Annotated in this window: 18 protein-coding genes; 8 read left to right on the forward strand and 10 right to left on the reverse strand. The window is 62.3% G+C overall.

Annotated elements, in window-relative coordinates; translation table 11 throughout:
• Nucleotides 1–13: 13 nt before the first annotated feature.
• The 6 genes from AC1IN8_RS19450 to AC1IN8_RS19475 are packed head-to-tail and all read right to left on the reverse strand — an operon-like array spanning nt 14 to nt 5281.
• Nucleotides 14–673, reverse strand: a complete 660-nt coding sequence (locus AC1IN8_RS19450) for an HAD family hydrolase (RefSeq protein WP_205642993.1) — start codon at nt 671–673, stop codon at nt 14–16.
• 39 nt (nt 674–712) lie between these two features.
• The gene (locus AC1IN8_RS19455) at nt 713–1720 is read right to left on the reverse strand and encodes an ABC transporter ATP-binding protein (RefSeq protein ID WP_479760222.1); all 1008 of its coding nucleotides are present in this window, start codon (nt 1718–1720) and stop codon (nt 713–715) included.
• 6 nt (nt 1721–1726) lie between these two features.
• Nucleotides 1727–2503 (reverse strand): ABC transporter permease, encoded by a 777-nt coding sequence (locus tag AC1IN8_RS19460; RefSeq protein WP_479760223.1) that lies wholly within the window; start codon nt 2501–2503, stop codon nt 1727–1729.
• The gene (locus AC1IN8_RS19465; RefSeq protein WP_479760225.1) at nt 2496–3392 is read right to left on the reverse strand and encodes an ABC transporter permease; all 897 of its coding nucleotides are present in this window, start codon (nt 3390–3392) and stop codon (nt 2496–2498) included. Before AC1IN8_RS19465 ends, AC1IN8_RS19460 begins: the two co-directional genes overlap by 8 nt.
• Nucleotides 3392–4225, reverse strand: a complete 834-nt coding sequence (locus AC1IN8_RS19470; RefSeq protein ID WP_479760227.1) for an alkaline phosphatase family protein — start codon at nt 4223–4225, stop codon at nt 3392–3394. The genes AC1IN8_RS19465 and AC1IN8_RS19470 overlap by 1 nt, the downstream gene beginning before the upstream one ends.
• A 9-nt stretch (nt 4226–4234) precedes the next feature.
• On the reverse strand, nt 4235–5281 hold the full coding sequence (locus AC1IN8_RS19475) for an ABC transporter substrate-binding protein (protein WP_047440511.1): 1047 nt from the start codon (nt 5279–5281) through the stop codon (nt 4235–4237).
• A gap of 182 nt (nt 5282–5463) precedes the next feature.
• Here AC1IN8_RS19475 and AC1IN8_RS19480 point away from each other — a divergent pair, with 182 nt between their 5' ends.
• A complete protein-coding gene (locus AC1IN8_RS19480) occupies nt 5464–6276 on the forward strand; it encodes a UTRA domain-containing protein (RefSeq protein WP_479760229.1) in 813 nt (270 codons plus the stop codon).
• 45 nt (nt 6277–6321) lie between these two features.
• Here the strand turns inward: AC1IN8_RS19480 and AC1IN8_RS19485 are convergent, their stop codons facing one another.
• Together AC1IN8_RS19485 and AC1IN8_RS19490 are read right to left on the reverse strand one after the other, a co-directional pair.
• Nucleotides 6322–7086: a helix-turn-helix domain-containing protein gene (locus tag AC1IN8_RS19485; protein WP_005330085.1), complete on the reverse strand. Its 765-nt coding sequence runs from the start codon at nt 7084–7086 to the stop codon at nt 6322–6324.
• A gap of 436 nt (nt 7087–7522) precedes the next feature.
• Entirely contained in the window at nt 7523–8437 is a 915-nt protein-coding gene (locus AC1IN8_RS19490; RefSeq protein ID WP_005330088.1) for a LysR family transcriptional regulator, read from the reverse strand.
• A gap of 257 nt (nt 8438–8694) precedes the next feature.
• Between AC1IN8_RS19490 and AC1IN8_RS19495 the strand changes: the two genes are divergently transcribed.
• The 7 genes from AC1IN8_RS19495 (at nt 8695) to AC1IN8_RS19525 (ending at nt 20313) form a co-directional block, all read left to right on the forward strand.
• Nucleotides 8695–9027, forward strand: coding sequence for a hypothetical protein (locus AC1IN8_RS19495; RefSeq protein WP_139436234.1), 333 nt, complete (start codon nt 8695–8697; stop codon nt 9025–9027).
• A 32-nt stretch (nt 9028–9059) separates the two neighbouring features.
• Entirely contained in the window at nt 9060–9746 is a 687-nt protein-coding gene (locus tag AC1IN8_RS19500; protein ID WP_171272794.1) for a pirin family protein, read from the forward strand.
• Nucleotides 9747–9831: 85 nt separating this feature from the next.
• The gene (locus tag AC1IN8_RS19505; RefSeq protein WP_106885601.1) at nt 9832–10224 is read left to right on the forward strand and encodes a DoxX family protein; all 393 of its coding nucleotides are present in this window, start codon (nt 9832–9834) and stop codon (nt 10222–10224) included.
• A 229-nt stretch (nt 10225–10453) separates the two neighbouring features.
• Entirely contained in the window at nt 10454–13807 is a 3354-nt protein-coding gene (gene recC / locus AC1IN8_RS19510) for an exodeoxyribonuclease V subunit gamma (RefSeq protein WP_479760231.1), read from the forward strand.
• Entirely contained in the window at nt 13807–17424 is a 3618-nt protein-coding gene (gene recB / locus AC1IN8_RS19515) for an exodeoxyribonuclease V subunit beta (protein WP_479760233.1), read from the forward strand. The genes recC and recB overlap by 1 nt, the downstream gene beginning before the upstream one ends.
• A gap of 8 nt (nt 17425–17432) precedes the next feature.
• Complete coding sequence (recD, locus tag AC1IN8_RS19520) at nt 17433–19472, forward strand: exodeoxyribonuclease V subunit alpha (protein WP_479760234.1); 2040 nt, start codon at nt 17433–17435, stop codon at nt 19470–19472.
• A gap of 88 nt (nt 19473–19560) precedes the next feature.
• Nucleotides 19561–20313 (forward strand): hypothetical protein, encoded by a 753-nt coding sequence (locus AC1IN8_RS19525; RefSeq protein WP_479760236.1) that lies wholly within the window; start codon nt 19561–19563, stop codon nt 20311–20313.
• 296 nt (nt 20314–20609) lie between these two features.
• Here the strand turns inward: AC1IN8_RS19525 and AC1IN8_RS19530 are convergent, their stop codons facing one another.
• Both AC1IN8_RS19530 and AC1IN8_RS19535 read right to left on the reverse strand, forming a co-directional pair.
• Nucleotides 20610–21008 (reverse strand): VOC family protein, encoded by a 399-nt coding sequence (locus tag AC1IN8_RS19530; protein WP_479760237.1) that lies wholly within the window; start codon nt 21006–21008, stop codon nt 20610–20612.
• A 266-nt stretch (nt 21009–21274) separates the two neighbouring features.
• On the reverse strand, nt 21275–22237 hold the full coding sequence (locus tag AC1IN8_RS19535) for an alpha/beta fold hydrolase (RefSeq protein ID WP_479760239.1): 963 nt from the start codon (nt 22235–22237) through the stop codon (nt 21275–21277).
• Nucleotides 22238–22362 lie beyond the last annotated feature (125 nt).

Here is a 22362-nt window from a genome sequence, read left to right on the forward strand (position 1 = left end):
TTCATTCAGCGGCTCAAGGGAGCAACTGCCACGCCCACAGGGGCCAGCCCAGCTCCGAGGCGCACTGGCGCAGGGCAGGGGCCGGATTGACAGCATGAGGATGGCTCACCGCCCGCAGCATGGGCAGATCGTTGTGGGAGTCGCTGTAACCGAAGCTCCCCTGCCAGATCTGCTCCCGCCCGGCAAAGAGCTGATTGATGCGGGCCACCTTGCCCTCGCGAAAACTCAGGGTGCCGCGGGTCTGGCCGGTCAGCCTTCCCTCCTCCTCGTCGAGCAGGATGGCGACGCAGTGATCCATCCCCAGCATCTTTGCCATGGGGGCCACCAGGTGCTCGCCGGAGGCGGAGATGAGCACCAGCTCGTCGCCACGCTGGCGGTGCCACTCGATGCGGGCCAATCCCTCCGGGTAGAGGCGCTCGCGCAGCACCTGCTCGGCAAAGCGGGTGCAGAGGGAGTCGAGCCACTGGCGCGTCTTGCCCGCCAGGGGTTGCAGGGTGAAGGCCATGTACTGGTGCATGTCCATCTTGCCCTGATGGTAGAGAGACATCATGGCCTGCTCTTCGGCCACCATGCCCGCCGGGGCCAGCTCCTCGGCCACCATGTACTCCAGCCAGAGGCTGGCGGAATCCCCGGCAATCAGGGTCTCGTCCAGATCAAACAGTGCCAGTGCCATGGGCGCTCCTCGCAGTGAAAATGGAAATGAAATGCGGCCTCATGCTACCTCACAGAGCTGATCCCGGGCCACCGCCAGGGTCACGGCGCTGCCCACGGCCAGCAGATCGCCGGCACAGCGGTTGAGGCAGTCCACCGTCAACAGCCCCGCCTCGCACTCCACCTGATAACGGATGACGTTGCCGAGCAACTGCTGCTGGCGGACGATGCCGGGCAGGCTGGGCTCGCTGCTGGTCGCCCCGGCGGGCAGCAGAGTGATGGACTCCGGCCGCAGCGCCAGCTTGCCTTGAAAACGGGGGCCGAACAGCGACTTGCCCTGCTCTGCGCCGAGCAGGTTGTAGTTGCCGATAAAGCCCGCCACAAACTCGCTGGCGGGGCGGGTGTAGATCTGCTCCGGTGTGCCGCTCTGGACGATGGAGCCCTTGTTCATCAGGAAGATCCTGTCCGACAGGGTGAGCGCCTCCTCCTGATCGTGGGTCACGAAGATGGTGGTGAGCTCGAGGCGCTGCTGGATCTCGCGGATCTGCTGGCGCAGGCTGCGGCGGATGCGGGCATCCAGCGCCGAGAGCGGCTCATCCAGCAGCAGGATCCGTGGCTGCACTACCAGAGCGCGCGCCAGGGCCACCCGCTGGCGCTGGCCACCGGAGAGCTCGGCCGGATAGCGGCGCTCGAAGCCGGTCAACTCCACCAGCGCCAGCGCCTCTTTCACGCTGGCCGAGAGCTCGCGCCCCGGCTGGGGCTTCATCTTGAGGCCGAAGGCGACGTTGTCCCACACCGTCATGTTGGGGAAGAGCGCATAGCTCTGGAACACCATGCCGATGCCCCGCTTCTGGGGTGCCTGCCAGGTGATCTCTTCCCCGGCCACCCGCACCTGACCGCCATCCACCGGAGTGAGCCCGGCCAGCGCCCGCAGCAGGGTGGATTTGCCGCAGCCGGAGGGGCCGAGCAGGGTCACCAGCTCCCCCTTGCGGATGCCGAACTCGATCCTCTCGAACACAGGTGTATCGCCGTAGGATTTGTGCAACTGATTGACTTCTAAATGAAACATCTTGGATCACCGATGAAATCTGTTGGCCGCCCAGGTGAGCAGCAGGGTCAGCAGGAAGTAGCTCATCACCAGGGCGCTGGTGAAGTGGCCCGAGGTGGACCTCATGTTGTAGAGGTAGACCTGCAGGGTCTCGTAGCGGGTGCCCACCAGCATGTTGGCGAACACGAACTCGCCGAGCAGGAAGGAGAGGGAGAGAAACAGCGCCGCCAGCAGCCCCTTGCGCAAAGAGGGGATCACCACCAGCAGAAAGGCGCGGGCACTGCTCGCCCCCAGCAGATGGGCGGCATCCATCAGATCCCTGAGTGGCACGCCCTGCAAACTGTTGGCCAGCGCCCGGTACATAAAGGGGAGCACCACGGTGAACCAGGTGCCGATCAGGATCCATGGGGTGCCGATGATGGGCAGGACGCCGTCGGCGTAGATCTGCAGCAATCCCACAGAGGAGACCACGGGCGGCACCGCGAAGGGGAGCAGGATCAAGAGGTTCATCCAGGGATCCAGCCTGGGGAAGTAGTAGGCCACCACCAGCACGGTGGGCACCAGCACTAGAGTCCCCAGCAGCAGGGTGGCGAGGCAGACCAGCAGGCTTCGGCCAAAGGCCGCGAGAAAGCGCGGATCGCCCCAGAGCTTGAGATACCAGTCGAGGGTGAAGCCGTCCGGCAGCAGGGTCGCTCCCCAGCGGGTGGAAATCGAATAGAGAAAGGTAGCCAGCAGCGGCAGCAGCAGGGTAGCCACCAGGGCCCCCAGCACCCAGCGCGGCCAGCTCGGTTGCAAATCATGCATGGGATTGCCCCTTGTTCACATAGCTCTTCTTCAGCAGCCACTGATTGGCGGCCGTCACTACCCCCAGCAGCACCATCAGGATCACCGCCAGCGCCGCCGCCAGGTTGGGCTCGAGGAAGATGTCGCCGGAGACCAGGCTCGCCACCCTGATGGTCACCAGATTGAAGTTGCCGGTGGTGAGGGCGTAGGCGGAGGCATAGGCCCCCACAGCGTTGGCGAACAGGATGATCAGGGTGCCGAGCAGCGCAGGCGTCAGCACCGGCAGCGCCACGTGCCACACATACTGGCCCTTGCTCGCCCCCAGCAGGGCGGCGGCCTGCGGCCACTCATCCTGCAGCGCATCGAACGCCGGATAGAGCAGCAGCAGGGCGAGGGGGATCTGGAAGTAGGTGTAAATGAGGATAAGGCCCGACCCCGAGTAGAGGTTGAAGCCGTCGATGAGGCCCCAGGATTTGAGCAGCAGGGTCACCGCGCCATTGATGCCGAGCACTATGATGAAGGCGAACGCCAGCGGCACCCCGCTGAAGTTGCCTGTCATGGTGACAAAGGCCAGCAACAGCCGTTTGACCCGCTCGCCGCTGTGACGCAGCGCCGCCGCACCGAGCGTGCCGATGGCAAGCCCCGCCAGACTGGCGATACCGGCGATACGCAACGAGTTGCCGAAGGATTGCAGGTAGAAGGGGGAGCTCAAAATCTCCCGGTAATGGTCGAGGCCCCAGCCATCCGGGGTCTGAAAGCTGCCCACCAGCACCCACACCATGGGGGCGAGCTGGAACAGGATCATCAAGAGGACAAAGGGCAGCAGTACCAGGGCCGGCAGCCAGTGACGGCGTGCCCGGCGTGGCTTCACGGGTTGATCCGCGAGGATCTTGGTGGTGGTAGGCATCATCAGTGCACCTCGCGCATAAAGGCCGCCTTGAGCAGCGGGGGCGCCACCGGCTTGTCGTGGGGAACCCCCAGCAGATCGGCCATCAGGGCGCAGAGCTGGGTCTGGGCGATCGTCGCGCCCTCCGGCCACTGGGCCACAAAGGCATCGCCAAAGAGCCAGAGCGGCACTGTGCGCTCTTCGGGCAGGGTGCCGCCGTGGCTCAGATCGTTGTTCATACCGTGATCCGAGGTGACCACCACCTGATACCCATCCGCCAGCCACTGGGGCAGCAGATCGGCCAGCAGGCTGTCCATGCGGCGCGCCTGATTGCGGTACTGGCGGGAATCCAGGCCAAACTTGTGGCCCGCGTCGTCCACCCCCATGGGGTGGATCAGCAGAAAATCGGGGTCGTACTGGCTGCGTAGCCACTCCCCATCCATCAGCAGATGGCTGTCGGGATAGTTGTCATCCCAGTAGAAGCAGCCGTGCTGGATAGGCAGTTGCTCGTCATGGGTATAGCGATCCCGGGCTGCCAGCCAGGGGCTCTTGTTGTAAAGCTCGCTCATCCAGTAATAGGCGGCCGCCGCGGTACGTTTGCCCGCGGCACGGGCCAGATGGAAGATGGAGTCATGCAGACTGAAGCGACTCACCCCGTTGTGGGTGATGCCGCTCGCCACCGGCGGCACGCCGGTCAGGATGCACTCGTAGAGGGGTCGGGAGAGAGAGGGCAGGGCAGAGTTCAGGGTCGTATAGAGACCGCGCTCTGCCTCCACCATGCCGAAAAGGTAGCCCATGCAATGGGCTACCTCGGCTGCCAGACCATCCACAAGTACCACTATCACCTTGTGTTGCACTGGATCCCCTTACTGCATGTTGATCATGACGGTTTCCTGCCACTGGCGCGGCAGGGCCTTGGAGCTCTGCTCCCAGGCGGCGTGATCCTGCACCGGCTTGGCATTGGCGTACTGCTCGGCCGGCAGCAGTTTGGCCTTCACATCATCCGGCAGGGTCACATTGCTGCGGATGGGGCGGGCGTAGCCGCGTGCCAGGTTGATTTGACCGGCATCGGAGAGGATGTATTCCCGCGCCAGCTTGGCGGCGTTGGGGTTCTTGGCCCACTTGTTGATGATGGTGGTGTAACCGGCGATGACGGAGCCGTCGCTCGGGATCACCACGTCAAACTTCTTGGGGTCTATCTGGTCGCGGTAGTTCAGGGCGTTGAAGTCCCACAGCACACCCACTTCCACCTCGCCCTTCTCGATGTTGGCGATGGTCGGGTCGTTCAGTGAGAGGCGACCCTGCTTGGCCAGCTGGCCGAACAACTCCAAGGCAGGCTTGAGGTTCTTCTCGCTGCCGCCGGTGGCATAGGCCGCCGCCAGCACGCCGTTGTTGGCCTGGGAGGCCACGCCCACATCACCCAGGGTCACCTTGTAGTCGCCGCCCAGCAGGGACTGCCAGCTGGTGGGGGCCGCCTTGACCAGATCCTTGTTGATCAGGAAGGCGATGGTGCCGGTATAGGCCAGCATCCAGTGACCGTCCGCATCCTTGGCCCAGTTCGGAATATCGGCCCAGGTGGAAGGTTTGTAGGGCTGGGTGACCCCCTGCTTGACCGCGACCGGGCCGAAGGCGCCGCCCACGTCGCCGATGTCGGCGGTGGCATTGGCCTTCTCGGCGGCGAACTTGGCGATCTCCTGGGCCGAGCTCATGTCGGTATCCTGATGCTTGATGCCGTAGATGCTGCCGAGCTGCTGCCAGGTATCCTTCCAGTTGGCCCAGCTGTCGGGCATGCCGATGCTGTGGAGCTGGCCTTCACCGCGGGCGGCCTTTTCGAGATCCGCGATATTCTCGGCGGCAAACAGCGGTTGACTGATGGCCACCAGGGCCAGTGCACTTGCGATCACGCTTTTCATCATCCCATCCCTCTGGACTAGGTCAGTTAAGGTTCGAGAGGGATGCTAGAGGGGAAATATGACGGTGGCGGGGCGCTTTGATGGCGTTTTCGTGACAATCGCCCTGTCATGGCGCTGTCATCCATAGCGGTTACAACTCGGGACCGACAGCCGCTGGTCTACTCCAGGGGGCGCACACCGGAATGACCGACAGGGACGTGACAGTGACAGAGCGATTGAGTGAACAGGGGCTGACCGATGGCCGCAGCCCCTCCAAGTGCGAACAGATTTGCCGGACCCTGCGCCGCTATATCGGCAGCGGCCAGCTGGGGGCCGGGCAGCAGTTGCCCGCCGAACGGGCCCTGAGCGAGCGCTTCACCACCACCCGCATCACCATCAAGGAGGCGCTCTCCAACCTGGAGGCGGATGGCCTCATCTACCGGGCCGAGCGGCGCGGCTGGTTTGTGGCGCCGCCAAGACTCACCTACGATCCCGCCATCCACACCCACTTTCACCAGTGGATCGGCGAGCAGCAGCGCACCGCCGAAACCCGGGTGCTGGCCCACGGCGGCGAGCTCGCCAGCAGCGAGCTGTGCAGCCGGATGGGGCTGGAACCCTTCACTCCACTTTATGAAATCCGCCGCCTGCGCCTTATCGACGGGCGCCCAGTGCTGCACGTCAGCCACCATCTGCTGGCGAGCCGCTTTCCCGATATCGCCAGCGCGCCGCTGGCCAGCTCCCTTACCGAGCTCTATCAGCAGCGTTATGGCATAGGCCAGGGGGGGGCGAGTCTGGAGATCACCCCCTCGGCGGCCCGGGGAGAGATAGCCCGCGCCCTCAATCTGGCCCAGGGGAGCGCCGTGCTGCGGCTGGTGCGGGTCAACTATGACGAGCGGGGGGCGCTGGTGGATTGCGATATCGAGCACTGGCGACCGGATGCCATCCGTATCTGTCTGGATACGCGGGCGCTGCAACCGGCAACAGGCAGATCGCAGCAAGCTCAACTTACGGGATAACGGAACGCCAGCGAAAACGGACGGATCCCGCAGGATCCGCCGGGATCAGTTGTCGATATTGGGGATAAGGTCGTCGAAGCTCTGGTAGCCGCAGTCCGCCAGTTGCAGCGACATTGTGTAGGTCTTGCTGCCCTCCCGCTGGCCTATGGCGGGGCGGTTGAGCTTGAGCTCCTGATGCCAGTACTCCTTCATGCGATCGATCAGGGCCATGGCCTCGCTCTCGTCCAGGTGGAGCTGGCACAGCGCCATGTAGTTGTTCGACTTGTGCATGTTCTCCACCAGATAGTCCCCCAGCACCGACATGGCCTGGCGTGCCTGCTGGCGGGCGAAGCGGCTGTGCTGCTCGAAGCTGATCCGCTCGCTGATGAGGAAGTGGTAACTGTTGTCGATGCCGAGCTGCAATATGCCGAGCTTCTCCAGCTTGCGCAGATAGAGGTAGCAGGAGGCATCGGTCAGGCCGTACTCCCGCTTGAGATCGATCAGCGTCTTGTCGCGCCAGAAGATGTTGGCGAGAAAGGCGTAGAGCCCCGGCTCCTTGTGAAACGCCTCATCCTGCTCCTGGGTGAAGACGGCGCGGCGGCTCTGGGCGTCCTGAGTGCGATCCAGCAGCTCCTCGAACGACAACCCCACCAGATGGCAGATCTCCAGCAGGGTATCGAACGGCAGGGAGGGCTTGTTCATCATCCGTTTCACGGTGGCGATGGATACCCCCATGGCTTCCGCCAGGGTCTGATAGCGGATCCCCTTGTCGGTCAGGGTCTTCTTCAGGGTGTCGAGAATGTGGTTGGCCAGGGTCTGGCTGTAGGTCATGCAACTATTCCTTTATCTGCATTTTTAGTCGTGCCAGAAAGTGAGTCATTTATCTGTATCGGGCTCAATTTTTGACACCTAGAAAAACCAGAGGAGAGTAATCCGGTGATAACGGCTGAAATGGCCTGACCAGTTGTGGTGCAAGGTGGCAGATAATGACACTCGGTGGTGCATATCCTTCAACCTTCCAACATTTTGCTGGTGATGCATATTACATCGCACATAATCCAACACGAATCGGATTCAATACCTTCCTGGTTGAGAAAACGATTGTTTGCTTCCAATTTAAGGGTTTTTTTAACCGCAAGGTTTTATTCTTTCCTGGCATTGAGCGGAACTCGCAAGAGGTCCGCTTTTTTTCTTTTCTCCGAATTTGAGCCCGCCGTCAAGGAAGAGGCGCATCTTTTGGCACCTCCTGCGCCGCCCTCCCGAGGGACTATTCCCCCTTGCAGGGGAACAGCTTGGGGATCTCCCGCACCAGCCAGCTCTTGGCCTTGCCCATGGTATCGCGCCGCCACGCCAGCACGACCTGCACCTGATGGCGATATTCGGGGCCGATCACCTTGAGTCGTCCTGCCTTGATGTCCTCTTCTATCCAGCTCAGGGGCATGGTGCCGACACCAATGCCCGCCAGCAGGGCATCGCGCTTCTCCCCCATGGTACTGACGGTCAGGCGCGGCTGCTTGTCCAGCAGGCGATAGGTGAGGGCGGGCTTGCGCCGCGCCGTGTCGGCAATGGCGATGGCGCGGTAGCGGCGCAGGGTTTCGTCCGCCAGGGGCTCGGGCTCCCCGTGCAGGGGGTGATCCGGGTGGGCGACATAGAGCATCACCTCCTCCTGCAAGGGCTGGTGCTTGATGCCGGTCAGGGTGATGTCGGGGTTGAGGGAGGAGATGAGCAGGTCGGCGCGGCCATCCTCCAGACACTCCCAGCTGCCCGCCAGCACTTCGGCCCGCAGCCGCAGCCGGGTATCCGTCAGCTCGGCCAGCCGCTCCACCAGGGGGTAGAGCGCCTGCAGCGGCACCAGGGCATCGACGGCTATGGTGATGTCGGTCTCCCAGCCCCGGGCCAGGGCCCGGGTCTCCCCCACCAGATGCTCGGCCGCCTCCAGCAGCAGACGACCCTGCTCCAGCAGCATGCGCCCGGCGGGGGTGAATTTGGTTCTGTGGCCGCTGCGATCAAACAGCATGGCGTCCAGCTCGTCTTCCAGCTTCTGCACCGTGTAGCTCAGCGCCGAGGGCACCTTGCCCAGCTCGTCGGCGGCGGCCGCGAAGCTGCCACGGCGGTCTATGGCGTCCAGCACCCGGATCGCCTCCAGGGTCAGCGCCCGTTCCTTGTTCGATTCCTTGGCCATATCTAACCTTCAATTTTTTTGAACATGTTTGCCAGATTATCTCGCTAACAACTTAGGGCAAGTGACTTTAATATTCAATCAACGCTTAGGCAGGAAGGCCAAGCGGCCAAATAAAAGGTAGTTCCAGGCTGAGACATCACACAGAACGATGTCTGCTGTAGGTGAAAGAACAACACACTATTTGAATAACCTCTTGCATGGATGCATTGATTCGGGCCAGACCGGCCTTGGCAATGACATAAAAACCAAGAGAGTGAATGAACATGAAAAACGTAATCAAGATGCTGGCCGTTGCAGGCCTGATGACCGCAGGTTTCGCCCAGGCTGCCGTACCGGCCGACATCAATGCCGCCCCTGGCGTGCTGTTCGTGAACTGGAACGCGACCGCCGCCATGGCTGGCAAGGCCAACCCCATGCTGGAGGTGCGCGATGAGTCTGGCGATCTGCTGGCATCGGTTCACGCCAGCCTGATGGGCACCCAGCAGGTCAAGATCCCGAGCCGCACCCAGGGCAACCTGACGGTCAGCCTGGGCAGCGAGAGCAGCAGCTACCGCATCCCGTTCGGTCTGGGTGACGGTCGCCAGCGCTAATCAACCGTTTCAAGGTATTGGAGGAGCACACCATGATGAAATTGAGAGCCGCAGCAGAACGGGGTCATGCCAACTTCGGCTGGCTGGATGCACGCCACAGCTTCTCGTTCGGTCACTACTATGACCCGGACTGGATGGGGCACTCCGTCCTGCGGGTCATCAACCAGGATCTGGTGTCGCCGGGTGGCGGTTTCGCTACCCACCCTCATGCCAACATGGAGATCCTCACCTGCGTGCTGAGCGGCACCATAGAGCACAGGGACAGCCTCGGCCATGCCGAGCAGATCCCGGCGGGGGATTTCCAGCTGATGAGCGCAGGGTCCGGCATCCGGCACAGCGAGTACAACCCCTCGCAGACCGAGCCCCTCTCCCTGTTGCAGATCTGGATAGAGCCGAACGAAGTCGGCACTACCCCGGGTTATCAGCAGAAGAAGATAGCCACCCAGCCGGGGCTGACGCTGGTCGCGTCACCGGATGGGGAGGATGGATCCTTCAGGATCCGCCAGCAGGCCCGCATCTGGCGACTGCAACTTGCCGCAGGGGAAACCCTCGAATGGGCATTGCAAGGGCGCCATGGTTACCTGCATATGATTTCAGGGGAGCTGACTGGCAACGGTCTGGCTGCCCGACCCGGCGACGGCCTGCTCAGTCGCGATGAGGCGTCCTGGACGCTCACCGCCTCCGAGGGGAGTGAAGCCCTGCTGTTTGATCTGCCCTGATAGATAAATCACGGCGAAATGAATGAGTTAACAATTAGCTCTTACACTGTTTATTACCAAGATGGGTAATCAAAGGAATCTGACGATGGACAAGATGAAAGATGTGGCACTGCTGGCGGGTCGTATTTTGCTGGCGCTGATGTTCGTGATGGCAGGCTGGGGCAAGATCGGCGGTTACGCCGGTACCCAGGGTTACATGGAAGCCATGGGCGTGCCCGGGTTCATGCTGCCCCTGGTGATCCTGCTGGAGCTGGGTGGCGGTCTCGCCATAGTGCTGGGTCTCTTTACCCGCAGCCTCTCGGTGCTGCTGGCCGGCTTCACCCTGATGGCCGCCTTCATCTTCCACTATCAGCCTGCCGAACAGATGCAGATGCTGATGTTCATGAAGAACCTCTCTGTGGCCGGTGGTTTCCTGGCCCTGGCGGCAGCCGGTCCTGGCGCCTTCAGCCTGGATGCCCGCCTCGGCAAGTGCTGGTAATACCCTGATAGTTCAAGTTTTCCAACGCCTTTTGGCCGGTGCAGCTGCACCGGCTTTTTTATGCCCGCCAGGGGACGAATGCCGGTACTGTGACGAGGCCCCTGGCGGCGGCAAGCGCCTTTTGCATCTTATCCCCCGATCCCCGACAATCCCATTTCGTGTGAAGTGACGGAAATGGCTCGCCTTTTCCGGCGCGCACCCCTCTTCATGAAATTGGCGGGAGTCGTCCATGTTTACCCTCTACCACTCCAATCAGCTGGATCTGCTCAAGGAGCTGCTGGTGAGCCGCATCCGGCAGGCGCCCCTCTCTCACCCCTTCGAGCACGAGCAGATCCTGGTGCAGAGCCCGGGCATGGCCCAGTGGCTCAAGCTGGAGCTGGCCAAGGCCTTCGGCATCGCCGCCAATATCGACTTTCCGCTGCCCGCCAGCTTTATCTGGGAGATGTTCACCCAGGTGCTGGCGGACGTGCCCCGCCAGAGCCCCTACAACAAGGGCTCCATGAGCTGGCAGCTGATGACCATCTTGCCCGCCCTGCTCGGCAGGCCCGCCTTTGCCCCGCTCGCCGCCTATCTGGGCGGGGGAGATGAGGAGGATCCAGCCAAGGATCCCGAGCAGGTGCGGTTGTGGCAGCTCTGCCAGAAGGTGGCGGATCTGTTCGACCAGTATCTGGTCTACCGGCCTGACTGGATCGCCCGCTGGGAAGAGGGGGAGGGATTGGGGTTGGAGCTGGCCGGGGTGAGCGGTCAGGATTGGCAGCCGGAGCTGTGGCGCGAGCTGGTGGCCCGCACCTTGGCACTGAGTCCGAGCGGCTACCACAGAGCCAACCTCTACGAGGAGTTTATCCACGAGCTGGCGCGCACCCGGGAGCTGCCGGGCAAGCTGCCGCAGCGGGTGTTTGTGTTCGGCATCTCGGCGCTGCCACCGCGCTATGTGGAGGCCCTGCTGGCCCTCGGCAGCCGGCCGGAGGTGGAGGTGCATCTGTTCGTCACCAACCCCTGCCGCTACTACTGGGGGGATCTGCTGGACAGAAAGACCCTGGCGCGCCTCGAGAACAAGCTCAAGCCCGGCACCGATCTCGAGACCCTGCAGGGCCCCGCCAACCCGCTGCTCGCCTCCATGGGCAAGCTGGGGCGCGACTACCTGCATCAGCTTATGGAGCTGGAGGTGCCGCAAATCGAGGCCTTCGTCGACATCGACGAGGTGGACGAGCAGGGCAACGTCAGCCTGCTGCGCGCCATCCAGAAGGATGTGCTGGAGCTGGCCGAGCGAGGGGCCGGTCAGTTCAGTCTCGACGCCAGCCACCACAAGAGCCCCATCAGCCCGGCGGATGGATCCCTGCAGATCCACGCCTGTCACGGCCCGATGCGGGAACTCGAGGTGCTGCACGACCGGCTGCTGGCGCTGTTCGAGCAGGACCCGTCCCTCACCCCGAAAGATGTGGTGGTGATGATGCCGGACGTGAACAGCTACGGCCCCTACATTCAGGCGGTGTTTGGCGCGCGTGGCCAGATCCCCTTCGCGGTCTCGGATCGGGCGGCGAGTCAGGAGAGCCCGCTGCTGCAAAGCTTCCTCGCCCTGCTCAAGCTGCCCAACGCTCGCTTGGGGGCGGGGGAGCTGCTTGCCATTCTCGAGGTGCCTGCCGTGCTGCGCCGCTTCGAGCTGGATGACGACGAGTTCAACCAGCTGCGGGTCTGGGTGCAGGAGACCGGCATCCGCTGGGGGCTGGATGATGGCTATCCCGAGCGCTTCGATCTGCCGCCCATGTCCGGCAACAGCTGGCTGTTCGGCCTGCGCCGCATGCTGCTCGGCTTTGCCATGGGGGATGGCGAGCCGGTGGCGGGCATCCTGCCTTACGCCGATATCGAAGGCCAACAGGGGTTGGCGCTCGGCAAGCTCGCCTGGTTTGTCGACTCCCTGGCCGAGTTTTTGCCCCGGCTGCAACAGGCCCAGCCGCTGACGGAGTGGCACGCCTGCTTGCTGGCGCTGCTGGAGCGCTTCTATCTGGCCGACGAGGATGAAGAGCGTCAGCTCCAGCTCATTCGCAGCCAGCTGGCCGAGTGGCAGACCCAGCTTGGGGAGGCCCGCTTCGAGCAGCCCATCTCGGCCTCCCTGCTGCAGGATTACCTCGGCAGCGTGCTGGGAGAGTCCCGCTCCAGCCAGCGCTTCCTCGCCGGTCAGGTCAACTTCTGTACCCTGATGCCGATGCGCTCCATCCCCTTCAAGCAGGTCTGTCTGCTCGGCATGAACGACGGCGTCTACCCACGCACCCTGGCCCCCATGGGGTTTGACTTGATGGCGGTGGCGTCGCGGCGCGGGGATCGCTCCCGCCGCGATGATGACCGCTACCTCTTCCTCGAGGCGCTCTTGAGCGCCCAGCAGGGGCTCTATATCAGCTATCAGGGCTTCAGCGCCCAGGACAACAGCGACAAGGTGCCCTCAGTGCTGCTGGCGGAGCTGATCGACTATGTGCGGCAGGGCTTCGTGCTGGCGGGGGATGAGAGCCTCGATGACGAGACCTCAGGCAAGCGGCTGCTTCAGCACCTGATGGTGGCGCACCCGCTCACCCCCTACAGCCGCAACTACTTCTACCCGCAGGCGGGTTCGCGGCTCTTTACCTATGCCGCCGACTGGCTGCCCGCCCTCAATCCGGTGCGCGGCGCCGCCAACTTCCAGAGCGGCGAGCTGCCGCTGCCACCCGAATGGGGCAAGGAGCAGGGGCTGGAGCTGGCGGAGCTGCTGCGCTTCTATCGACAGCCCACCAAATATTTCCTCAACCGCCGCCTCAAGGTGTGGTTTGAGTTGAATGAGGCCAACATCGAGGACAGCGAGCCGTTCGAGCTGGATGGCCTGCAACATTATCAGCTGAAAGATCTGCTGCTCGACGCTCATCTGGCGGAAGGTGACAGTACAGTGCGTCGCGAACGGTTGCAGCTCACCGGCCTGCTGCCGCAAGGGTGGTTCGGCAGCCTGCTGCTGGACGATCTGGATGCCGAGATGGGCAAGCTGGCGGATCGGCTGTGCCCCTGGGTTGCGGCTGATGAGGCTGAAAAACAGGCGGTGGAGATCGATATCTCCCTGACCCAGGGCCAGCTGCAAGGGTGGATCGACACCCAGAAGGGGCGAGCGCTGGTGGTCAAACCCGGCAGCTTCAACGGCAAGGATCTGCTGCTGGGCTGGGTTCAGCACCTCTGCCTCTCATTGAGCTGCGCCCCCGGCGACACCCTGCTGTTCGATGCCAAACAGAGTCTGCGGCTGCCAGCGCTGCCTGCCGACGAGGCGCGGCCCAGGCTGGCGGCCCTGGTGGCGCTCTGGGCCCAGGGGATGAAGCGGCCGCTGCCGTTTTTCCCCAACACCGCCTGGGAGTGGCTCAAGGCGATCGAGAAGGATCCGGACAAGCCGGAGGCGGCCGACAAGGCGGCCCTCACCCGTTTCAACGGTGGCTACATGGTGACGGGGGAGGGGCAAGACCCTTATGTCGCCCGCTGCTTCCCCGAGCTGGATGACGCCGTGCTGGACCAGTTGCAGGCCCTGGCCCGCGAACACCTGACCCCGCTGCTCAAGACCCTGGAGGAGCTGAAATAATGGCTAACCCGCTCAATACATTGCGTTTTCCCCTCCATGGTGAACGACTGATCGAAGCCTCCGCCGGTACCGGCAAGACCTACACCATAGCCGGTCTCTACCTGCGCCTGCTGCTGGGGCACGGCCCGCTCATCGAAGAGGGGGCCGATGCCGGTCAGCCCAGCGCCCACGAGCGGCCGCTGTCGGTGACCGAGATCCTGGTGGTGACCTTTACCGAAGCGGCCACCGCCGAGCTGCGGGGGCGGATCCGCGGCCGCATCCACGAGGCGCGCCTCGCCTTTATGCGCGGTCACAGCAGTGACACCCTGCTGGCCCAGTTGCTGGACGAGGTGGAGGATCACGAGCTGGCGGCCCGCCGCCTGCTGGCTGCCGAGCGGCAGATGGACGAGGCGGCTGTCTTCACCATCCACGGCTTCTGCCAGCGGATGCTCAAACAGAACGCCTTCGAGTCGGGCGCCCTCTTCGAAACCGAATTTTTGACCGACGACAGCCAGCTCAGGCTGCAGGCGGTGAGCGACTACTGGCGTGCCGAGTTCTATCCGGTGGACAAGACCCTGGCGAGCTCGGTGCGCGCGCTCTGGCCGAGCCCCGCCGCCCTGCTGCGGGAGATGAACGGCTGGCTCGACAACAGCGAGCTGGAGATCCACCCCGCGCTGGGTGACGAAACCCTGGCCGCCCGCCATCAGGCGGCCATGGCCCGCATCGGGGCGGTGAAAGATGCCTGGCTGGCGCAGACGGACGAGATCCGCCGCCAGACAGAGGGGCAAATCAAGCTCTATACCGGCAAGAACTACGAAGGGTGGCTCGCCAAGATAGGCGACTGGGCGCAGGACGAGACGAGCGGCTACGCGCTGCCCAAGGATCTCGAGCGCTTCGGCCAGGAAACCCTGGAGGCCAAGCTGAGTAAGGGGAAGGCATTACCGACCCTGCCGCTGTTCAGCCAGATTGACCAACTGCTGGCGAGCCGCCCCGGTATTCGGGATCTGATCCTGCAACGGGCCGCCAAAGTAGTGCGTAGCCGGATGCAGGCGAGCAAGCGGCAGGCCCATCAGCTCTCGTTCGATGACCTGCTCAAAGACCTCGACGGGGCGCTTGGCTCCAGCCTCGGCGAGCGGCTCTGCGAGCGCATTCGCGCCACCTATAGGGTCGCGATGATAGACGAATTCCAGGATACCGACCCCCAGCAGTACCGCATCTTCCATCGCCTCTACGGCGGCCACCAAGACACTGCGCTCTTGATGATCGGTGACCCCAAGCAGGCCATCTACGGTTTTCGCGGCGCCGACATCTTTACCTACATCCAGGCGCGGCGAAATGTGAGCGCCCACTACACCCTGGGGCGTAACTGGCGCTCCAGCGGCGCCCTGGTGGGGGCGGTCAACGGCCTGTTCGAGCGGGCCAAGGATCCCTTTATCTACGAGGCGGATATCCCCTTCCTGCCGGTGGAGGCGCAGGGCAAGAGCAAGGCGCTGCAGATCGATGGCGCAATTGCACCAGTGCTCCACTGCTGGCAGCTGAGCGGCCAGCCCACCTTCAACCGGGGGGATTATCAGAGCAAGATGGCCCGCGCCACCGCCGCCGAGATCCACCGTCTGCTGACCCTGGCCCGCGAGGGCAAGGCGCTGATAGGTGATCAGGCGGTGAAGGCCGGGGATATCGCCGTGCTGGTGCGTACCGGCGCCGAGGGCAAGCTGGTGCAGCAGGAGCTGGCGCGCCTCGCCATCGCCTCCGTCTATCTGTCGAACCGCGAGAGCGTGCTGGAGCAGGTGGAGGCGAGGGAGATACTGCTGATCCTGCACGCCTGCCAGAACCCGAGCGAGGAGCGCAGCCTTAGGGCGGCGCTCGCCACCGGCCTGTTTGATCTCGACGCCAAGGCGCTCGATGGGCTGGCCAGCGACGAGCGGGCCTGGGAGAGCGCGGTGCAGGAGTTTATGGAGTACCGATCGATCTGGCATCGCCGCGGCGTGCTGGCCATGTTGCGGGCACTGCTGCACCGGCGCAATCTTGCCTCTTCGCTTTTGGCGAGCCCCTATGGCGAGCGGCGGCTGACCAACTTCCTCCATCTCGGCGAGCTGCTGCAACAGGTGAGCAGCGAGCTGGACGGGGAATATGCCCTGCTGCGCTGGCTGGGGGAGGCGGTGAGCCACCCGGGCGGCCAGGATGCGGAGCAGGTACTACGCCTCGAATCCGAGCGCAAATTGGTGCAGATAGTCACCATCCACAAATCCAAGGGGCTGGAGTACCCCCTGGTGTTCCTGCCCTTCATCTGCAGCCACAGAACCGCCGAGACCCCGCTCTATCACGAGGCTGACGAGGCGGGCAATCGCACCATTCTCGATCTGACCGGCGCCGAGGGGTCCTTGGCGGAAGCAGACAGGGAGCGCCTCGCCGAAGACTTGCGGCTGCTCTACGTGGCCCTGACCCGGGGGGTCTACGCCACCTGGCTGGGGCTGGCCCCGGTGCGCTCGGGCAACGGCAAGTCGGAGAAGACAGAGCTGCACCAGACCGCCATCGGCTACCTGCTGCAAAAGGGGGAAGAGGGGGACGCCACTACCCTGGCGACCGCCCTGACCGAGCTTGCCCAGGCGCTGCCCGGGGTGGCGGTCGGTGAGCCCTCGCTCACCCGTCCGGCCCCGCTGCCGCAAGAAGAGGAACAGCTGGGGGAGCCCCAGGTGCGCCACTTTACCGGTTCCCTCGAGCGGGACTGGTGGATCAGCTCCTACTCCGGGCTGGCGGCTCAGGGGAACGGCCACGGCAAGGGGGTCCTGGCGAACCCCGGCTTCGATGACGAGGTGGTCACCGAGGCGGCGAGTGCAGCCTTGCTGGCCGAACCGGGGGAAGTGGCAGCGCCCCAGCCCTCCATCTTCACCTTCCCCAAGGGGGCGCGCCCCGGCACCCTGCTGCACAGCCTGTTCGAGACCATAGACTTCGAGAGCGCGGCGGGCGAGCCGCTGGCGCAGCATATCGCTGGCCTGCTGGCGCAAGATGGCTTCGACGAAAACTGGGCCCCCGTGCTGCAACAGCAGGTGGAGGCGGTGCTGGATACCCCGCTGGATACCGGCCTTGGCGATCCGGTGCGGCTGCGGGATCTGGCCCCCGGGCGCAAGCAGGTGGAGCTGGAGTTCTTCCTGCCAATGGGGCGGGTGACGGCACCGGCGCTCACCGCCCTCTGCCAGCAGCACGACCCCCTGTCGCGGGGCAACAAGCCGCTCGGCTTCGCCGCCGTGCAGGGGATGCTCAAGGGCTTTATCGACCTGGTGTTCGAGTGGCAGGGGCGCTGGTATTTGCTCGACTACAAATCCAACCACCTCGGCATGAGCCCCGCCGATTACAGCCGTCCGGCGCTGGAGCGGGCGATGGCGGAACACCGCTACGACCTGCAATACCAGCTCTACTCCCTGGCGCTGCACCGGCTGCTCGGCTTGCGGCTGCCGGGCTACGACTTTGACCGGCACTTTGGCGGCGTCTTCTATCTGTTCCTGCGCGGCATGCCGCAGGGGGGGGTATTCCATACCCGCCCGAGCCGTGAACTGGTGCTGGGGCTCGACAAGTTGTTTAGTGAAGGTGTGGAGCCTGACGATCATCGTTTAGAAAAATCAAACAAGGCAGAGGCATGAGGGGCGAGATGAAGAGCGACGGTATGATCGAACGGCTGAAAGCCCTGGCGCTGGCGGGGCGTATCCGCCAGCTGGATCTGCAATTTGCCAAGCTGGTGGCCGATCTGGGCGGCGGCCCCGAGCTGGTGCTGGGGGCCGCGCTCGCCTGCTTCGAGCTTGGGCGCGGCCACGTCTGCCTGCCGCTGGAGATGCTAACGGCCGGTTCCCTGCGCCCCTTCGGGCTGGATCCGGATCAGAGCCGGGATCTGCTGGGGGATCTGGCTGATCCTGCCCGCTGGCCCGCCCTGTTTGCGGCAAATCCGCTCGTGGGTACGGAACAGGATGAGGGGCTTGCCCCGCGCTGGCCGTTGCGGCTCTGGCGCGATCGCCTCTACCTCACCCGCTACCACGACTTTGAGCTGGGGGTGGCCCGCCATCTGCGCGCCTTGAGTGAAAGAGCCGAATGGCCGGAGATTGCCCCGGCCCTGTCGCGGCTCTTTGCCCGCGACTACGGCCTAGTGTTCTCGGCGCTGCTCAAAGCCCGCCTCGCTCCCGACTTCTCGGCCCGCCACTTCGTCGAGAAGTATCTGGATCTGGTGTTCCCGAGCGAAGTGGATTGGCCCGCCATCGAGGCCCTGCTGGCCAGCGCCCAGGCGGCAAGCGAGCTGAGCAAGCTGGATGCGTTGGTGCCCGAGGCGCTCTGCTGCAACGGCCAGAAGCTGGCGGCGGCCACGGCGGCGGCGCGCCCCTTCGCGGTCATCTCCGGCGGCCCCGGCACCGGCAAGACAACCACTGTTGCCAAGCTCCTGGCCATCCTGGTGGAGACCGGCCTGCAAGGGGGCAAGGCCCCGGCGATCCGGCTGGTGGCCCCCACCGGCAAGGCGGCGGCGCGCCTCACCGAGAGTATCGGCTCTGCCCTGCAGGCCCTGGATATGCCCCCGGAGTGGGCCCAGGCCATCCCCACCGAGGCGGGCACATTGCACCGGCTGCTCGGGGTGATCCCCGGGCGCAGCCAGTTCCGCCACCACGCAGGCAACCCGCTGCACCTCGACTTGCTGGTGGTGGACGAGGCCTCCATGGTGGACCTGCCCATGATGGCGCGCCTGCTGGACGCGCTGCCAAGCCACGCCCGCCTCATCCTGCTCGGTGACAAGGATCAGCTCGCCTCGGTGGAGGCGGGGGCCGTGCTCGGGGATATCTGCAGCTTTATCGAACAGGGCATCAGCCCGGCGCAGGCGCAGTGGCTCTCCCGTCAGACCGGCTACCGCCTGCAGGGCTCGCCCGCAGGTGCCCCGGTGCGCGACAGCCTCTGCCTGCTGGCCAAGAGCTGGCGCTTCGATCAGCACTCCGGCATCGGCCAGCTGGCGCGGGCCTGCAACGGTGGCGATGCCGCTGCGGTGGAAGCTGTCTGGAGTGCGGGATTTGCCGACATCAGCCTGCATCCCTGGGCGGGGGAGGCCTATGACGCCCTGATTGCCCAGGGGGTCGCCGGTTACGGCAGCTATCTGAAGGCGGCTCGCGCGGGGGAAGAGGCGTCCGCCGTGTTCAAGGCGTTCAACGGCTTCCAGATCCTCTGCGCCCTGCGGGACGGCCCGTTCGGGGTGTTGGGGCTAAACGAGCGGCTCGAACTGGCCCTGTCACGGGCGGGGCTCATCGCCCGCGACGGCGACTGGTATGCGGGCCGCCCTGTGATGGTGGTGCGCAACGATCACGGCATCGGGCTCTATAACGGCGACATGGGGCTCTGCCTGCCGGATGAAACTGGCCGCTTGAAGGTCTGGTTCGAGCAGCCGGACGGCACCTTGCGAGCCTTGTTGCCCAGCCGCTTGCCCCCCCATGAGACCGTCTATGCCATGACCATCCACAAATCCCAGGGCTCTGAGTTTGCCCATACCGTGCTGGTGCTGCCCGACAGCCCAAGCCCGCTGCTGACCCGTGAGCTGGTCTATACCGGCATCACCCGCGCCAAGGCCCGCCTCGATCTCTACGGCGATCGCGCCCTGCTGGCACAGGCCGTGCGGAAAAAGACCGAGCGTTATTCCGGATTGGCGGAGAGGTTGGGGGAGTGAGCGATTGGACGGTGGTAAAGGATTTACCTCTATGGGAAAAGAAGTTTGCTACGTATTATCATAAATCGATTCTGATTAGAGGTTATTGATGAAGGATTTACTTAAGTCATTGAAAGATAATGCCACATCTAGACTAAATAATCCTATTATCGGTGCTTTCGTCTTGTCTTGGATGTTTTTGAATATAAATGGGGTGGCTAGGTTTATATTGGAAGGCAACCAAGGAAAGCTTGACATTATAAAGAATAAAAACTGGGTCTTTACAGACGATCTGGTAATTCCATTTTTAGTATCTATTGGGTATTTAGTATTGCTTCCTATTTTAAATGCGGTCTACAGTTTTATACATGATAATTGCATTGATAAAGTAAGAGATGAGAATAGCAATAAAGCACAGAAAGATGCCTTTCTTAGGAGAAAGGAAACAGTGAGTGCAAAAATTGAGTCAACAGATGAATATGTTGTTAAGTTAAAGGACAAGAAACTAGATTTATGGGCAGAGCAAAAATTAGAACTCATCCGTGAAATAATAAATCTTAAGGGAAAATATTCAAAATTGCTTTCTGATTTCGAACTTAGATCGAAGGAATTTCGTTCTGAAAACAATAAAATGAGTCTATCTATTAGACAATTGGAAGATGCCAATAAAAACTTGTCTGCACAGGATTCAGAACAGCGAGATTATATTAGGAAGGTTGTGACAAACCTTGATAAACTATTGAACTCAATAGAAAATAAAATCCTAAGCGATAATAAGGTTGATGAAATAGAAAAAATTAGAAATGAAATATCAGACGTTAGAAATAAATTCTATTTATGGGATGATGATATTCCATTCTGATTTTTTCATTGCTTGTAGTTTATCTCGTATATTGGGCTTCTCAGGTTCAGCACCAACCTACCGATTGTGTCGGTTGTGGTTGAGCGTAGCGAGGCCCGATGTTTTCCATGTGATCTCTTTTTCCAACCCCTCATCCCCAACCCTTCTCCCGCAAGGGGAGAAGGGGGTAAAGTTCGCCTTTACCACCTCCGCTTACGCTTCGTTAATTTAATTCTCGTGGCTGGCGATCATATTTCCGGTACTGCTTTATCCCCTCTCCCTTTGGGAGAGGGCAGGGTGAGGGGATCATTCAGCCATTAGATGGTCAGTTCCAGCCGGTTGCCTTCGGGATCCAGAAAGGTGCTCTCGTAATAGCCGTCGCCGGTCCAGCGGGGGCCGTCCAGGTGTTTCACCTCGGCGCCCTTGAGCAGCTTGAGGCGGGCTGTCATCTTGTCTACGGCCTCCACGCTGCCGAGGGAGAAGGCGATATGGGCCAGCCCCTGCAGCGGGTGTGGCAGAGCAAGATCTGCCGGAAACAGTATGGGGGTGTGCATCAGCTCCAGGCTGGCGCCCCCCTCGAAGCGCACGAAGTAGGAGGAAAACTGTTTGGTCGGGTTGTGGTAGCGCTCATTGGCCTGCCCGCCAAACAGGGTGCAGTAGAATGCCTTGAGTGCCTCCAGATCCTGCGCCCAGATGGCGACGTGATGGATATGCATGGCGGGTCTCCTGTGAGTTGATACCCCCAATGCTATGCCGGGGCCTGCCCCTTCGACATGGCTGAACCCGTCCTGATAATGTCTGAAACTGCCAATCATCTTCAGTCGATTGCGGCGCAACCGAGATCGGGTGAGTGCCAAGAGCCAACTGTGCCACGCTGAGCCGGTGTGAAACCAAGACTCGCTGGCCTGTTTATGTCGAGCATAAAGAAGAAGGCCCCCGAGTCGGAGGCCTGTCTTGATATCACCCGCAAAAGAGCGCGGACTTATTTTTTCAAAAACGGCAGCAATACCGTCATCAGCTGTTCCGGGCACTCCTCCGTGACGAAGTGACCGCATTCACCGAGCATGGCGCCCTGCAAATTCACCGCTCGTCCCTGCATCGTCTGCTGGGGGGCGTCACGGGTGGCATGATCCGCACCTATTGCCAGCACCGGCATCAGCAGTTTTTTCTCTGCCCGCTGTTTATTCTGTGCGATGGTCTGCGGAATCGCCCGGTAATACGCGAAGCCTGCCCGCAATCCGCCAGGGGAGGAATAAGCATCTATATAGGTTTGTGCGGCGACGCGATCACGACGATAGGACCAGCGGTCAAAAATAAAATTCAGATATTCCCGCTCTTTGCCAGCCGTCAGCATTTCCGGCAAGTCCTGTACCTGATTAAACATAAAGTGCCAGAGGAAAATATTGTCCTGGGGATCGACGAAGATGGACGGTGCCGGCGCCAGGCCCGGAATAACCGCTTCGGTCAGTGCGATTTTCTTGATGTCTGCGGGATAATCACTGGCCAGGGCATAACCCACCCACATGCCGATGTCGTGACCGACAACCGAATATTGCTTATGACCGAGCTGATTCATCATATTGTGCAATGTGGTCGCCACCGCCCCGGTATCATAACCCGTGCTCGGTCGATCGGAATAACCGGTTCCCGGCGGATCAACCGCTATCGCCATATAGCCTTCGGCGGCTAGTCCGGTCATCACATGACGCCAGGCATACCAGGTTTGCGGCCAGCCCGGGATCAGCAACACGGGCTCCCCCTTTCCCGCCGTCACATAATGGATCTTCTGCCCCGCCACCTTGACATAGTGATGCTGAAAGTCGGCTTCACTGACCTGCGCTGTTACTGACGTCACTGCCGGGCGTTGTGTGTTTGCCGCGACCGCGGTGCCCTGCAATGTGAGCAGCATGACTGCCGCCAGAGATACTCTGAAGAATGTATTCATACCCTTTCCGTTTGAATTATCTATAAAAAATACCCGCAGAAGGCCATAGACAAGGCGTCTGCCAACCGGGATGCTGGCTATTGTTTGTCGATCAACAGCGAATAGGGTAAGAGGGTGGCTCAATC

The sequence above is a fragment of the Aeromonas sp. 130281 genome (genome assembly GCF_056642115.1).

Excerpts from the sequence above, each read along its gene's own strand:
- recB (WP_479760233.1), top strand. The coding sequence starts at position 13,807 with ATGGCTAACCCGCTCAATACATTGCGTTTTCCCCTCCATGGTGAACGA.
- AC1IN8_RS19465 (WP_479760225.1), bottom strand. The coding sequence starts at position 3,392 with ATGATGCCTACCACCACCAAGATCCTCGCGGATCAACCCGTGAAGCCA.
- AC1IN8_RS19535 (WP_479760239.1), bottom strand. The coding sequence starts at position 22,237 with ATGAATACATTCTTCAGAGTATCTCTGGCGGCAGTCATGCTGCTCACA.
- AC1IN8_RS19505 (WP_106885601.1), top strand. The coding sequence starts at position 9,832 with ATGGACAAGATGAAAGATGTGGCACTGCTGGCGGGTCGTATTTTGCTG.
- AC1IN8_RS19500 (WP_171272794.1), top strand. The coding sequence starts at position 9,060 with ATGATGAAATTGAGAGCCGCAGCAGAACGGGGTCATGCCAACTTCGGC.
- AC1IN8_RS19490 (WP_005330088.1), bottom strand. The coding sequence starts at position 8,437 with ATGGCCAAGGAATCGAACAAGGAACGGGCGCTGACCCTGGAGGCGATC.
- AC1IN8_RS19455 (WP_479760222.1), bottom strand. The coding sequence starts at position 1,720 with ATGTTTCATTTAGAAGTCAATCAGTTGCACAAATCCTACGGCGATACA.
- recD (WP_479760234.1), top strand. The coding sequence starts at position 17,433 with ATGAAGAGCGACGGTATGATCGAACGGCTGAAAGCCCTGGCGCTGGCG.
- AC1IN8_RS19530 (WP_479760237.1), bottom strand. The coding sequence starts at position 21,008 with ATGCATATCCATCACGTCGCCATCTGGGCGCAGGATCTGGAGGCACTC.
- AC1IN8_RS19485 (WP_005330085.1), bottom strand. The coding sequence starts at position 7,086 with ATGACCTACAGCCAGACCCTGGCCAACCACATTCTCGACACCCTGAAG.
- AC1IN8_RS19460 (WP_479760223.1), bottom strand. The coding sequence starts at position 2,503 with ATGCATGATTTGCAACCGAGCTGGCCGCGCTGGGTGCTGGGGGCCCTG.
- AC1IN8_RS19480 (WP_479760229.1), top strand. The coding sequence starts at position 5,464 with ATGACCGACAGGGACGTGACAGTGACAGAGCGATTGAGTGAACAGGGG.
- AC1IN8_RS19475 (WP_047440511.1), bottom strand. The coding sequence starts at position 5,281 with ATGAAAAGCGTGATCGCAAGTGCACTGGCCCTGGTGGCCATCAGTCAA.
- recC (WP_479760231.1), top strand. The coding sequence starts at position 10,454 with ATGTTTACCCTCTACCACTCCAATCAGCTGGATCTGCTCAAGGAGCTG.
- AC1IN8_RS19525 (WP_479760236.1), top strand. The coding sequence starts at position 19,561 with ATGAAGGATTTACTTAAGTCATTGAAAGATAATGCCACATCTAGACTA.
- AC1IN8_RS19450 (WP_205642993.1), bottom strand. The coding sequence starts at position 673 with ATGGCACTGGCACTGTTTGATCTGGACGAGACCCTGATTGCCGGGGAT.
- AC1IN8_RS19495 (WP_139436234.1), top strand. The coding sequence starts at position 8,695 with ATGAACATGAAAAACGTAATCAAGATGCTGGCCGTTGCAGGCCTGATG.